The sequence below is a fragment of the Pseudomonas sp. B10 genome, from assembly GCF_900156235.1.
GTDB classification, from domain to species: Bacteria; Pseudomonadota; Gammaproteobacteria; order Pseudomonadales; family Pseudomonadaceae; genus Aquipseudomonas; species Aquipseudomonas siliginis.
In genome coordinates this window covers 4917228-4929029 of sequence record NZ_LT707063.1, presented here as the reverse complement: position 1 = coordinate 4929029, position 11802 = coordinate 4917228, and the positions used below count along the sequence as shown (strand labels likewise).

Below are 11802 nucleotides of genomic sequence, written 5' to 3'. Positions count from 1 at the left end.
AAACATCATGACTGCGACTACCCGTACCCTGTCCGCTACCGCCCTGGTACTGGCCCTCGGTTCCGCTCTGAGCATCGCCACTGTCTCCACCGCCCAGGCCGCCGATGCCAACATGGAAAAATGCTTCGGCGTGGCCATGAAGGGCAAGAACGATTGCGCCGCAGGTGCCGGGACTACCTGCGCCGGCACGGCGAAAATGGACTATCAGGCCAACGCCTGGAAGCTCGTTCCGAAAGGCACCTGCGCCACCACCGAAAGCAAAACCTCGCCGACCGGTTTCGGTCAGCTCGAAGCCTTCAAAGCCAAGTCCTGATCCACGGCCTGCCTGAGTGACGCCCATGTTCAGTCATCACGAACCGTCCCTGCCGCGCACTCAGGCAGCTCGCACCGAGCTCCCTGCCCGCGCCGGGCTGGGGCTCAAGACCGGGCACTTCCTTGATGTGCTCGGCTCCGTACCGGACCTCGGTTTCTTCGAGGTCCACGCCGAAAACTACATGGTGGCCGGCGGCCCGTTTCATCATTTTCTCGGTCTGATTCGCGAACAGTACCCGCTGTCATTGCACGGCGTGGGGCTGTCGATCGGTGGCGAAGGCGCGCTGGACAGCCAGCACCTCAAACGCCTCGCCGAGCTGATCGAGCGCTATCAACCGCAAGCCTTTTCCGAACATCTGGCGTGGTCGAGCCACGGCCCGGTGTTCCTCAATGACCTGCTGCCACTGGCTTACGACACGCCGACGCTGAACCGCGTCTGTGCGCACATCGACCAGGTGCAGAACACTCTGAAACGACCGATGCTGTTGGAGAACCCGGCGACCTATCTGGGATTTGAGCACTCGACGATCGATGAGGCCGAGTTCATCGCCGAAGTAATCCGCCGCAGCGGCTGCGGCTTGTTGCTCGACGTCAACAATGTCTACGTGTCGTGCATCAATCATCAGCGCGATCCTTTGGCCTATCTCGATGCGTTACCGCTGCACGCGGTCGGCGAGATTCATCTGGCCGGCTTCGCTGAAGATTGCGACAACCTTGGCGACCGCTTGCTGATCGACGACCATGGCGCACCAATCGATCAGGCAGTCTGGGATCTGTACCGACGCGTGCTGCAACGGACTGGCCCGATTGCGACGCTGATCGAACGCGATAATCAGGTGCCGGCCTTCGACGTCTTGCTCGCCGAAGCGCAGCAAGCCGAGACGCTGTTGCGCCGCGCGGAGCGTGCGGCATGAGCACGCAAGCGGATTTCGCCGCCGCCCTGCTCAATGCGCAACTGCCGTATCCCAAGGGCCTGTGCAGCCGCAACGGCGCCGATCCGTCGCGGCGTTTCGCGGTCTATCGCAACAACGTGCAAAGCTCGCTGATCAATGCCCTGGCCGACAGCTATCCGGTGGTGCTGCAATTGGTCGGCGAGGAATTCTTCCGCGCCATGGCGGCGATTTTCGTCCAGAGTCAGCCGCCACACAGTCCGTTGATGAGCCGCTATGGCGAGCACTTCGCCGACTTCATCGCAGAGTTTGAACCCATCGCCGGCGTGCCTTATGTGGCTGATGTCGCGCGACTCGAGCATTTGCGCACTGTTGCCTACCACGCCGCCGATGCGCAGCCGATCCGGCCTGAACAAGTCAGTGCCGCGCTGGCCGATCCGCAGTCGCTGAGTGAACTGTGTTTCGAACTGCATCCCTCGCTGCACCTGCTCGACTCAGCCTACGCGGTTGTCGCGATCTGGGCCGCGCACCAGCAGGAGCCAAGTCTCGCGGGCATTGGCCTCCATCAAGGCCAGCATGCCCTGGTGCTGCGCAATGGTCTCGACGTTGAGGTGTTTGCGCTTGAACCAGGTGCGAGCGTGTTCATTGGTCATCTGCTTCAGGGCTCGCCGTTGCTCGCGGCGGCAGAAAACAGCCCGCCGTTCGATCTCGCGCAAACCCTCGCCTTACTGATTGCGCATAACGCGATCACCCAGCTGAATTACAAGGAGTTGCCATGAACGCTTTGGTCTTGCGCGTCATTGCGCTGTTGGAAAAAATTCCGCACAGCCTGATTGCCTTCATCGCGCGTTTTTCCATTGCCGCGGTGTTTTGGAAATCCGGGCAAACCAAGGTCGAAGGACTGGCCGTCGATTTGATTGACGGCACTTTTGAACTGGGCTGGCCACGTTTGGCCGACTCGACGATTCCGCTGTTTCAAAGCGAGTACAACCTGCCGCTGCTGTCGCCGGAAATTGCCGCGCATCTGGCAGCGTTTGCCGAGCATGTGTTTCCGCTGCTGATCCTGCTCGGCTTCGCCACACGGTTTTCGGCGCTGGCATTGCTCGGCATGACGTTGACTATCCAACTGTTTGTCTACCCGGATGCCTACCCCACCCACGGCACCTGGGCGGCGGTGTTGCTGTACCTCATGGCGACCGGGCCGGGCAAATTGTCGATCGATCAGCTGATTGCCCGCCGTTTCGCAAAGTAAGATCCCCCCTGTAGGAGCGAGCCTGCTCGCGAAAGCGGTGTGTCATTCAACATCGGTATCGACTGAACTGACGCATTCGCGAGCAGGCTCGCTCCCACAGGGAAATCACATCAGCGCTGGAGTCGATCCAGCGCCTCGCCACTGCGTTTGAACCAGCCCATCAGATAATCCGCCAACACCTGCGTGCGCTTGGGCAATCCACCCTGATACGGGTGCACCAGATACATCGGCATGCGTCGCGTCTGGTAATCGCGCAGCAACCAGCGCAAGCGGCCGTCCGCCAGTTCCGTTTGCAGCAAATACGACGGCAAACGGGCGATGCCGGCGCCGGACAGCGCTGCTTTCTTCAACAGGCTGTAGTGATTGCTGGCAAACGGACCCGAAACCCGCACCCGCAACAACTCGTGCTGCTGGTGATACAGCCATTCTTCGCGCCCGCTGTAATGGCTGTTGAGCAGGCAACGATGCTCGGCCAAGGTATGCGGCGTCGCCGGCTCGCCAAAGCGCTCGAGGTAGGCCGGGCTGGCGCAGGTCATTTCGTGCCACGCCAACAGCGGCCTGGCCACCAGCCGATCGTCATTGGCCACTTCGGCGCGAATCGCCAGATCAAAGCCATCGCGCGACAGATCGCGATAACTGTTGTTCAGCTCCAGCTCGATCTGCACCTCCGGGTATTGCCCGGAAAACTCCAGCAGCAAGCCATCGAAGAAAGTCTCGCCGAGCGACACCGGAACCGTCATGCGCACGGGGCCGGCCATGTCGTCCTTCAACCGCGCCAAAGCCTGCCGTGCGCGTTCGACCTGGACCACCAGCGCCTGGGCCTGCGGCAGCAGCGCCGCCCCCGCCGCCGTCAGACTCAAGCGCCGGGTGGTGCGTTGCAGCAATACCACACCGAACTGCGCTTCGAGCTGGCTGATGCGCTTGGACAACTGGCCTTTGCTGCAGCCCAACTGCTGCGCCGCAAGGGTGAAACTGCCGGCCTCGATCAGCACAGCGAACGCGGCGAGATCATCCATTTCGCTCATGGATTGTTTCCAATTGAAAACCAAAGGTTGCCTATTAGTGCGCTTATCCGCTGAAAAAACCACCCTAGACTGAAACCTCATTCACACACATGGGGTACAGCGATGAAAATTCTGTTGATAGGCGCCGGGGGCACCATCGGTTCGGCGGTGGACAAAGAATTGTCGCAACGCCACGAGGTCATTCGTATCGGCCGCAACAGCGGTGACTTGCAAGTGGATATCAGCGACAGCGCCTCGATCCGCAAGCTGTTCGAACAGACCGGCAAGTTCGATGCGCTGATCTGCGCGGCGGGCAACGTGACGTTTGCAGCGCTGGACGACATGACTGAGGACAGCTTCGCCCTCGGCCTGAAAGACAAGCTGATGGGCCAGGTCAACCTGCTGCTGATCGGCCGCGAGTTCGCCAATGATGGCGCTTCGTTCACGTTTACCACCGGCGTGCTCAGCCACGACCCGATTCGCAGCGGTGCCTCGGCAGCGCTGGTCAACGGCGCCATCGACAGCTTCGTCCGCGCCGCCGCCATCGAACTGCCGCGTGGCCTGCGGGTGAACTCGGTGAGCCCGACCGTACTGACCGAAGCCCTGGGCAAATACGCGCCCTACTTCCGTGGCTTCAAGCCGGTTCCTGCCGCGGAAGTGGCATTGGCCTACGCGAAAAGTGTCGAAGGCCTGCAAACCGGTCAGACGTTTCACGTGGGTTAAGGCCCTTGTGATGAGCGGTCAGGCTGCGTAACGTGGCAGCACTTGTCTGGAGAGCCAAAGATGCGTGTTGCCCGTTCGTTCGTCCTCGTTGCCCTGCTGCCGATGTTTGCCGCCTGCCAGTTGTTCGACGGCCAGCGTGAAAGTGTGTCCCATGCCGGACACACGCGCATGCAGGGGCAACTGACCGCCGCCGACGGCAAACTGGTATTCCAGCCGTGCCAGGATCAGCGGCAACTGGTGGTCAACGACATCGGCGGCACCAGCGTCCTGCAAGAGGCCGCTACACTCGCCGACGAACAGGGCAAGCTGTTTGCCGATGTGCGCGGCAAGGTCTCCGGCGACCGTCTCGACCTCGGCCAGTTGTATCGCGTCGAGCGCTCGGGCACGGCCTGCGACGATCCGAATTTCAAACTGCTGATCCTGCGCGCCGCCGGCCATGGCCCGGAGTGGAACGTCAAGGTCAGCGGCAAAGGCATGGTCATCGAGCGCGACGGCCAGGCTCCACTGGCGGTGCCGTATGTGGAAGAGCAACTGGGCGACGGCCGCTTCAATCTCAGCAGCGAAGCCAACAACCAGCGCATCGAATTGTGGGTCGCGCCACAGCGCTGCGTCGACAGCAGCACCGGCAGCGTGCAGCACATGAGCGCCGAGTTGCGCATCGACGGTCAGGTGCAGCGCGGCTGCGGCTATTTCGGCGGCGCACGCAACGACTGATCGTTTTTCCCCCACGGATCCGCTCGCGGCGGCTTATAATCGCCGCCTTCAAACGCCCTGGCGCAGTTGTGCGCCCCGCGAATCCGGATCCCCGCCATGTTACGAATCACTGAACTCAAGCTGCCAATCGACCATCCCGAAGAAGACCTGCGCGCCGCCATCGTGCAGCGTCTGGGCATCGCCAGCGATGATCTGCTCGATTTCACCTTGTTCAAGCGCAGCTATGACGCGCGCAAAAAGTCCTCCGAACTGTGCTTCATCTACACCATCGACCTCAACGTACGCGACGAGGCCAGAGTGTTGGGCAAGTTCGCCGACGACCGTAACGTCAACGTGGCGCCGGATGTCAGCTACAAATTTGTCGGCCAGGCACCGAGCGATCTCGGCCAGCGGCCGATCGTCGTCGGTTTCGGCCCGTGCGGCATCTTCGCCGGCCTGCTGCTGGCGCAGATGGGCTTCAAACCGATCATTCTCGAACGCGGCACCGAAGTCCGTCAGCGCACCAAGGACACCTGGGGCCTGTGGCGCAAAAGCGTGCTCAATCCCGAGTCCAACGTACAGTTTGGCGAAGGCGGCGCGGGCACGTTCTCCGACGGCAAGCTGTACAGCCAGATCAAGGACCCGAAATTCCTCGGCCGCAAAGTCCTGCACGAGTTCGTCAAGGCCGGCGCACCGGAAGAAATCCTCTACGTCAGCAAGCCGCACATCGGTACGTTCCGCCTGACCGGTATGGTCGAAAACATGCGCGAGCAGATCCGCGAACTGGGCGGTGAAGTGCGCTTCCAGGAACGCGTCAGCGACGTGCTGATCGAAGACGGCCAACTGGTCGGCGTGCAACTGGCCAGCGGCGAAACCCTGCATTCGAAACATGTGGTTCTGGCCCTCGGTCACAGCGCCCGCGACACCTTCCGCATGCTCCACAGTCGTGGTGTGTTCATGGAAGCCAAGCCATTCTCGGTGGGTTTCCGCATCGAACATCCGCAGTCGCTGATCGACCGCGCGCGCCTGGGCAAATACGCCGGCCACCCGAAACTTGGCGCGGCCGATTACAAACTGGTGCACCACGCCAAGAACGGGCGTTCGGTCTACAGCTTCTGCATGTGCCCGGGCGGCACAGTGGTCGCTGCGACGTCCGAGCCCAATCGCGTGGTCACCAATGGCATGAGCCAGTACTCGCGTAACGAGCGCAATGCCAACTCCGGCATCGTTGTTGGCATCACCCCGGAAGTCGATTATCCGGGCGGCCCGCTCGCCGGTATCGAGTTGCAGGAGCGCCTGGAATCCCACGCGTTCATTCTGGGCGGCAGCGACTACAAGGCCCCGGCGCAACTGGTTGGCGACTTTATCAACGACATTCCATCGACCGAGCTGGGCGAAGTCGAGCCGTCGTACAAGCCGGGGGTGGCCTTGGGCGATCTGGCGCTGGCGCTGCCGGACTTTGCCATTGAGGCGATCCGTGAAGCCTTGCCGGCGTTCGAGAAGCAGATTCGCGGTTATTCGCTGCACGACGCCGTGCTGACCGGCATCGAGACCCGCACTTCATCGCCGCTGCGCATCACCCGCAACGAGTCGCTGCAGAGCATGAACGTCAAAGGCCTGTTCCCGGCCGGTGAAGGCGCGGGCTATGCCGGCGGAATTCTCTCGGCGGGTGTTGACGGGATTCGCATTGCCGAGGCAGTGGCTCGCGATATCCTCGGTCTGGAAGCCTGATCAGCATCAGCTGACCCAACACAAAACCCTGTGGGAGCGAGCCTGCTCGCGAAAGCTGTATTTCAATCGACGATGATGTTGAATGAAAAATGCCTTCGCGAGCAGGCTCGCTCCCACATTGGTTTTTGCGTTTCTTCAGATGTTGGCGCGCAGCACCGAGGTCGGCAGCGCCTCTCCGCGCTCGGCACTTGCCGCCACCGCTGCAATCAAATCACCCAGTTCATAACCCTGCGCATTCAGCCATTGCTGATCGTAATACGTATCGGCATAACGCTCGCCGCCATCGCACAGGATCGCCACGATCGACCCCGACTGCCCCGCCGCTTTCATCTGCTGCGCCGCCATCAGCGCACCGATCAGATTGGTCCCGCTCGATCCACCGACATGCCGCCCCAAACGCTGCGCCAGGTAATGCATGGCCGCCAGCGACAGGGCGTCCGGCACCTTGACCATCGCATCGATCACCTTGGGCAGGAACGACGCTTCCACCCTAGGTCGACCAATGCCTTCTATGCGCGAGCCGCAGTCCAGGCGCAGGCTGGCATCTCCGGTCTGGTAAAAATCGAAGAACACCGAACGCTCGGCATCGGCACACAACACGCGGGTGCAGTGCTGGCGATAGCGCACGTAGCGACCGAGGGTCGCGGTGGTGCCGCCGGTGCCGGGGCTGGAAATCAGCCACGTCGGTTCAGGGTGTTTTTCGTAGCGCATCTGCTGGAAGATCGACTCGGCGATGTTGTTGTTCGCTCGCCAGTCGGTGGCGCGTTCGGCGTAGGTGAACTGATCGATGAAGTGACCGCCATGCTCGCGGGCCAGGCGCTCGGATTCGGCGTAGATCTGCGTCGGATCCTGCACCAGATGACTCTGCCCGCCGTAAAAAGCAATCTGAGCAATCTTCTCTTTCGAGGTGGTCGCCGGCATTACTGCGATAAACGGCAAACCGAGCATGCGCGCGAAATACGCTTCGGAGATCGCCGTCGAGCCGCTGGATGCTTCGATCACCGGCGCGCCGGGTTTCAGCCAGCCGTTACACAGCGCGTAAAGGAACAGCGAACGGGCCAGGCGATGCTTGAGGCTGCCGGTGGGGTGGCTGGATTCGTCCTTGAAATACAAATCGATGCCGGCAAAACCGGGCAGCGGCAAAGGAATCAGGTGGGTGTCGGCGCTGCGCTGGAAGTCCGCCTCGATGATGCGGATGGCTTCGCGTGCCCACTGTCGGTTGTCGCTCATGGTCTCGGTTCTCATTGAATCAGCGAGGAGATCGGTCTCCTGGAAAAGGTCTGCCGCAAGCTTAGGAAAAATCCCGCAGACGGCAAAGATACAGCTGAGTCTCAATGTGTCGGGCAACTGCTAGGCTCAGTGCTGCCCGAGCGAGACAGTCTGTAACGACATATAACAAAAAAGAATATAACTTTTGTTTTAACAACTAACGGTACGGGTTAGGGTGTTTCACCTTTTTCTTGATTCGATGGAGAGCGACCTTGCCTCTGCGTAGCACTTTCACGCGTTTCTTTCAGTTGGAAGCCGCCAGCGGTCTGCTATTGATCGCCGCAGCCGTTCTCGCGCTGATCATCAACAACTCACCGCTGTCGTGGCTGTACACCGGCCTGCTCGACACCCCGGTGGTGGCGCAGATCGGCGCGTTGAAAATCGCCAAACCCCTGCTGCTGTGGATCAACGACGGCCTGATGGCGATGTTCTTCCTGCTGATCGGTCTGGAAGTGAAACGCGAAGTGCTCGACGGCCAATTGTCCAAGCCTTCGCAGATCGTCCTGCCCGGCGCAGCGGCGATCGGCGGCATGCTGGTGCCGGCGCTGATCTACTGGTTCCTCAACCGCGACAACCCCGCGGCCCTGAGTGGCTGGGCCATTCCTACCGCCACCGATATCGCCTTCGCCCTCGGCGTACTGGCCCTGCTCGGCAAACGCGTGCCGGTGTCGCTGAAACTGTTCCTGATGACCCTGGCGATCATCGATGACCTCGGCGCTATCGTCATCATCGCAATCTTCTATTCCGGCGAACTCTCGACCCTGTCCCTCGGCCTGGCGGCTGCGTGCATTGCCGCGCTGGTGGCGATGAACCGACTCGGCGTGGTCAAGCTCGGGCCGTACATGATCATCGGCCTGATCCTCTGGGTCTGCGTGCTCAAGAGCGGTGTCCACGCGACACTTGCCGGTGTGACTCTGGCGTTCTGCATTCCCCTGCGCACGAAAAACGCCGAGTCGTCGCCGCTACTGACTCTCGAACACGCGCTGCACCCCTGGGTCGCCTACGGCATCCTGCCGCTGTTCGCCTTCGCCAACGCTGGCCTGTCACTGAGCGGCGTCACCGTCGAAAGCTTCACCCACGACGTACCGATGGGCATCGCCATCGGCCTGCTGCTGGGCAAGACCATCGGCGTGTTCGGCCTGACCTGGCTGGCGGTCAAGATCGGCATCGCCGCCCTGCCCCAAGGCGCCAACTGGGGCCAAGTCCTCGGCGTGGCAATCCTCTGCGGCATCGGCTTCACCATGAGCCTGTTCGTCGGCTCGCTGGCCTTCGAACCCGGCGTGAGTGATTACGCCGGTATGGATCGCATGGGCATCCTCACCGGCTCGATTCTCGCGGCGGTGATTGGCTATGCGGTGACGGCGGCGGCGAGTCGCAGGGGTACGATACAAGCTTCCTGAAGTTTGTTCCGGCGAATGGCACAGCCCTTCAACAGACGAGGGGCTTGGCTGTAAACCTTGCAAATGTGCTATATCTTGCGCAAGAAACAGCCATCTACTCTTTACACCCTTTTGGAGTCATTCATGTCGCGCAAAGCCGAAAAACGCCCAATGACTGATGATCAGATTGCTGTTCAGGAGTCACGAATTCCTGACATCGCTTTAAAGGCCTTCAGCAATGCCTACAAAATGGCGCTCGCAAACGGCGCAGCGGTGCTTGTCGCTAAAGATGGTCAACTGCTTGAAGTGACCGAGAAGACTTCCATCGTTTTGCGGTCGATTGGCGCCTACGGCAATCTGAAAAGCGGAACGCGTCTGCACATCAATAAATCTTCAAAACAGGTTACTTCTTGAGCACACCGAGAATACGGATATTTGCGGGACCGAACGGATCCGGGAAAAGCACATTCAATCGACTTGTCCCTGCGCACCTGCTGGGCAACTACATAAATCCTGACGACATCGAACGCTCAATCAAAGATACCGGTTACTTTGATTTCGGTTCTTATCGCATCGAAGCACATAAGGCGGAGCTTTTCGACTTTCTCCGTGCTCACCCCTGCTGAAAAAATCGCCTTGTTCGCAGGCAAAGCTTGATGACCTCGCAATTGATGGAATCCGGCTCAACTTTTCGAATACTGAAATCGACTCGTACGTTGCGTCGGCACTCTGCGACTTCATCCGTAGATCGTTGATAAAAGAGCGCATCAGCTTTACGTTCGAAACCGTCATGTCCTCCGCGGACAAAGTCAGCCTCCTCGCTGAAGCGAGTAAATCCGGCTATAGGGTCTACGTCTATTACGTGGCGACAGCGGATCCGCAGATAAATATTGCGAGAGTTGCATACCGCGTTTCCCGAGGCGGGCATAACGTTCCTGCTGAAAAAATTGAAGCTCGATACTGGCGATCTCTGGAGCTTTTATCCGAAGCTATTCTGGCCTCCAATCGGGCGTATATTTTCGATAACTCTGATGAAGGCAGTGAAGACCTGACGCAGATAGCTGAAATTACGGATGGAGAACTGATCGAAATCAAATCAGACACTCAACCGCCGTGGTCCAAGCAGTTCGTGCTGGATAAATTGTTTAGATTCATTTCGAAATTCACATTGCCAATTGGTAACGATGAGTTTGCGTAGCAGACTGCTCCACGTCTCTGCGGCAGACCTCGTTCAAGTCGAACAATCCCCACGTCATTAGCGACCCGTCCTACAGCCACACTTTCCCCGCCTCGATAACGTCGTGCAGCCCCTTATCGAGGGGCTGTCGATGATGAACGAAGGGACGATCAGTGGCGCGGAACAAGGACATTCCCCGGGTGCAAAACCTACCGGAGGGCGACGGACATCACGTTACCTGGCGGTATATGACGGCCGCAGAACTGGCCGAGCGCGAAGCCGGGCAAAACACTTACGACGCGATGCTGGCGCGGCAGGAGGCGTTCGAGCGCAGCCGTGAAGTGGCTGCGAAAAAACCTGAAGCCGTGCGTGCTGGCTGTGTATTCGCCAAGTCCTGCAAGTTGCCGGATGCGATTATCGATTACAGCAATCCTTCCGGCATGGTGCCGACCGACAGCCTGAAGGATTACGGCGAGCTGATCCTGCTCGGCGCTCGCGAAGCCGACGCAAGCGGCGGCATTCCTCTCAAGAAAATCAGCGCCAACACCATCCCGGTCGGGTTCGGCAGTCTGGCCCTGGCAGGCTCGGCTTTTGAAGTGCTACCGGCGCTCGCCTCCCCTGCGGCGGCGGCGTCTTTGGTGGGGCTGGTTGCGCTTTTGATGCCAACCAGCCTGGGCGACAGCGCGCTCTACACCGATGAGCAACTGAGCACACTCAAACAAGCCCGAACCCGCGCGCGCCTGCGCGTCGAGCAACAGGCCGATGGCAGCCTCAAGGGATACGGCTTTTACACCGGCAAGAACCGCGATTGGGAAATGGTCAATGTCGTACAGTTCATTGCACGGGGCGACCGGTTCGTTGCCGATCTGGGTGAAGGCATCGAACTGCTCTGGACCCCGGCGGTGGATGGCTCGGACATCCTAGGCATTCCAGCACTGGAGGCCGCCCCGCAGGCACCGCATATCTGGGTGTATCCACCGACGAAAGCGGCGGACGGAATTCTGGTGAATCCGGTTTATCCGCCGGAGTACAAAGACTTTATTTTGGTGTATCCGGCAGATTCGGGCGTCAGGCCGGCCTATGTTGTGCTCAGCCGTGCTCGCGACCAAGCTTATTACGGCCATCCGAAAACGCTGCCCGCATTCCCTGATGCAGTCAAAGTGAAATCGAAGTCGTCAGTGCAAGGTGGTGGAAAGCAGCGAGCACGTTGGGTAGACCGCAAAGGTCGAATTTACGAGTGGGATTACAAAAGCAACGCCGTCGAAAAATACGACAAATTAGGAACGACTCATTTAGGCGAGTTCAATCACTTGACGGGTGAACAAACGGGACCAGCGGATCCAAAACGAAAAACTTCTAGAAATTAAGGATT

The 11802-nt window shown here is 59.8% G+C and carries 13 protein-coding genes; 11 read left to right on the top strand and 2 right to left on the bottom strand.

Translation table 11 applies throughout. The features are described 5' to 3' along the window. Positions 1-7: 7 nt before the first annotated feature. Genes BXA01_RS22345 through BXA01_RS22330 form a run of 4 tightly spaced genes read left to right on the top strand, consistent with a single transcriptional unit; the run spans position 8 to position 2454 of the window. Positions 8-313, top strand: a complete 306-nt coding sequence (locus BXA01_RS22345) for a BufA1 family periplasmic bufferin-type metallophore (RefSeq protein ID WP_016771358.1) — start codon at positions 8-10, stop codon at positions 311-313. 25 nt (positions 314-338) lie between these two features. Continuing rightward, positions 339-1226 (top strand): MNIO family bufferin maturase, encoded by an 888-nt coding sequence (bufB, locus tag BXA01_RS22340; protein ID WP_076566285.1) that lies wholly within the window; start codon positions 339-341, stop codon positions 1224-1226. Then, entirely contained in the window at positions 1223-1981 is a 759-nt protein-coding gene (locus BXA01_RS22335; protein WP_076566283.1) for an HvfC/BufC N-terminal domain-containing protein, read from the top strand. Before bufB ends, BXA01_RS22335 begins: the two co-directional genes overlap by 4 nt. After that, positions 1978-2454, top strand: coding sequence for a DoxX family protein (locus BXA01_RS22330; RefSeq protein WP_076566280.1), 477 nt, complete (start codon positions 1978-1980; stop codon positions 2452-2454). The genes BXA01_RS22335 and BXA01_RS22330 overlap by 4 nt, the downstream gene beginning before the upstream one ends. Positions 2455-2564: 110 nt before the next feature. Here the strand turns inward: BXA01_RS22330 and BXA01_RS22325 are convergent, their stop codons facing one another. Beyond that, the gene (locus BXA01_RS22325) at positions 2565-3479 is read right to left on the bottom strand and encodes a LysR family transcriptional regulator (protein WP_076566278.1); all 915 of its coding nucleotides are present in this window, start codon (positions 3477-3479) and stop codon (positions 2565-2567) included. Between the two features lie 102 nt (positions 3480-3581). Here BXA01_RS22325 and BXA01_RS22320 point away from each other — a divergent pair, with 102 nt between their 5' ends. The 3 genes from BXA01_RS22320 (at position 3582) to BXA01_RS22310 (ending at position 6605) form a co-directional block, all read left to right on the top strand. After that, positions 3582-4181, top strand: coding sequence for a short chain dehydrogenase (locus tag BXA01_RS22320; RefSeq protein WP_076566275.1), 600 nt, complete (start codon positions 3582-3584; stop codon positions 4179-4181). A gap of 60 nt (positions 4182-4241) precedes the next feature. Then, positions 4242-4895 (top strand): COG3650 family protein, encoded by a 654-nt coding sequence (locus tag BXA01_RS22315; protein WP_076566272.1) that lies wholly within the window; start codon positions 4242-4244, stop codon positions 4893-4895. A 96-nt stretch (positions 4896-4991) separates the two neighbouring features. Further along, positions 4992-6605, top strand: a complete 1614-nt coding sequence (locus BXA01_RS22310; RefSeq protein WP_041478036.1) for an NAD(P)/FAD-dependent oxidoreductase — start codon at positions 4992-4994, stop codon at positions 6603-6605. A gap of 135 nt (positions 6606-6740) precedes the next feature. Here BXA01_RS22310 and BXA01_RS22305 read toward each other — a convergent pair whose 3' ends face one another. After that, positions 6741-7835 carry a PLP-dependent cysteine synthase family protein gene (locus BXA01_RS22305; RefSeq protein ID WP_076566269.1) on the bottom strand — a complete coding sequence of 365 codons (1095 nt, stop codon included), beginning with the start codon at positions 7833-7835 and terminating at the stop codon, positions 6741-6743. Between the two features lie 251 nt (positions 7836-8086). Here BXA01_RS22305 and nhaA point away from each other — a divergent pair, with 251 nt between their 5' ends. The 4 genes from nhaA to BXA01_RS22285 all read left to right on the top strand — a co-directional run bounded on the left by nhaA (position 8087) and on the right by BXA01_RS22285 (position 11797). After that, on the top strand, positions 8087-9274 hold the full coding sequence (gene nhaA / locus BXA01_RS22300) for a Na+/H+ antiporter NhaA (RefSeq protein ID WP_076566267.1): 1188 nt from the start codon (positions 8087-8089) through the stop codon (positions 9272-9274). 123 nt (positions 9275-9397) lie between these two features. Then, positions 9398-9667, top strand: coding sequence for a hypothetical protein (locus BXA01_RS22295; RefSeq protein ID WP_076566264.1), 270 nt, complete (start codon positions 9398-9400; stop codon positions 9665-9667). Positions 9668-10004: 337 nt separating this feature from the next. Beyond that, positions 10005-10451, top strand: coding sequence for a zeta toxin family protein (locus BXA01_RS27365; RefSeq protein WP_231990994.1), 447 nt, complete (start codon positions 10005-10007; stop codon positions 10449-10451). Positions 10452-10603: 152 nt separating this feature from the next. Then, positions 10604-11797: an S-type pyocin domain-containing protein gene (locus BXA01_RS22285; RefSeq protein ID WP_076566262.1), complete on the top strand. Its 1194-nt coding sequence runs from the start codon at positions 10604-10606 to the stop codon at positions 11795-11797. The last annotated feature ends 5 nt before the right edge of the window (positions 11798-11802 follow it).

What these genes read in the sequence shown, in the direction of transcription:
- BXA01_RS22345 (WP_016771358.1), top strand. Translation starts at nt 8, where the DNA reads ATGACTGCGACTACCCGTACCCTGTCCGCTACCGCCCTGGTACTGGCC.
- bufB (WP_076566285.1), top strand. Translation starts at nt 339, where the DNA reads ATGTTCAGTCATCACGAACCGTCCCTGCCGCGCACTCAGGCAGCTCGC.
- BXA01_RS22335 (WP_076566283.1), top strand. Translation starts at nt 1,223, where the DNA reads ATGAGCACGCAAGCGGATTTCGCCGCCGCCCTGCTCAATGCGCAACTG.
- BXA01_RS22330 (WP_076566280.1), top strand. Translation starts at nt 1,978, where the DNA reads ATGAACGCTTTGGTCTTGCGCGTCATTGCGCTGTTGGAAAAAATTCCG.
- BXA01_RS22325 (WP_076566278.1), bottom strand. Translation starts at nt 3,479, where the DNA reads ATGAGCGAAATGGATGATCTCGCCGCGTTCGCTGTGCTGATCGAGGCC.
- BXA01_RS22320 (WP_076566275.1), top strand. Translation starts at nt 3,582, where the DNA reads ATGAAAATTCTGTTGATAGGCGCCGGGGGCACCATCGGTTCGGCGGTG.
- BXA01_RS22315 (WP_076566272.1), top strand. Translation starts at nt 4,242, where the DNA reads ATGCGTGTTGCCCGTTCGTTCGTCCTCGTTGCCCTGCTGCCGATGTTT.
- BXA01_RS22310 (WP_041478036.1), top strand. Translation starts at nt 4,992, where the DNA reads ATGTTACGAATCACTGAACTCAAGCTGCCAATCGACCATCCCGAAGAA.
- BXA01_RS22305 (WP_076566269.1), bottom strand. Translation starts at nt 7,835, where the DNA reads ATGAGCGACAACCGACAGTGGGCACGCGAAGCCATCCGCATCATCGAG.
- BXA01_RS22295 (WP_076566264.1), top strand. Translation starts at nt 9,398, where the DNA reads ATGTCGCGCAAAGCCGAAAAACGCCCAATGACTGATGATCAGATTGCT.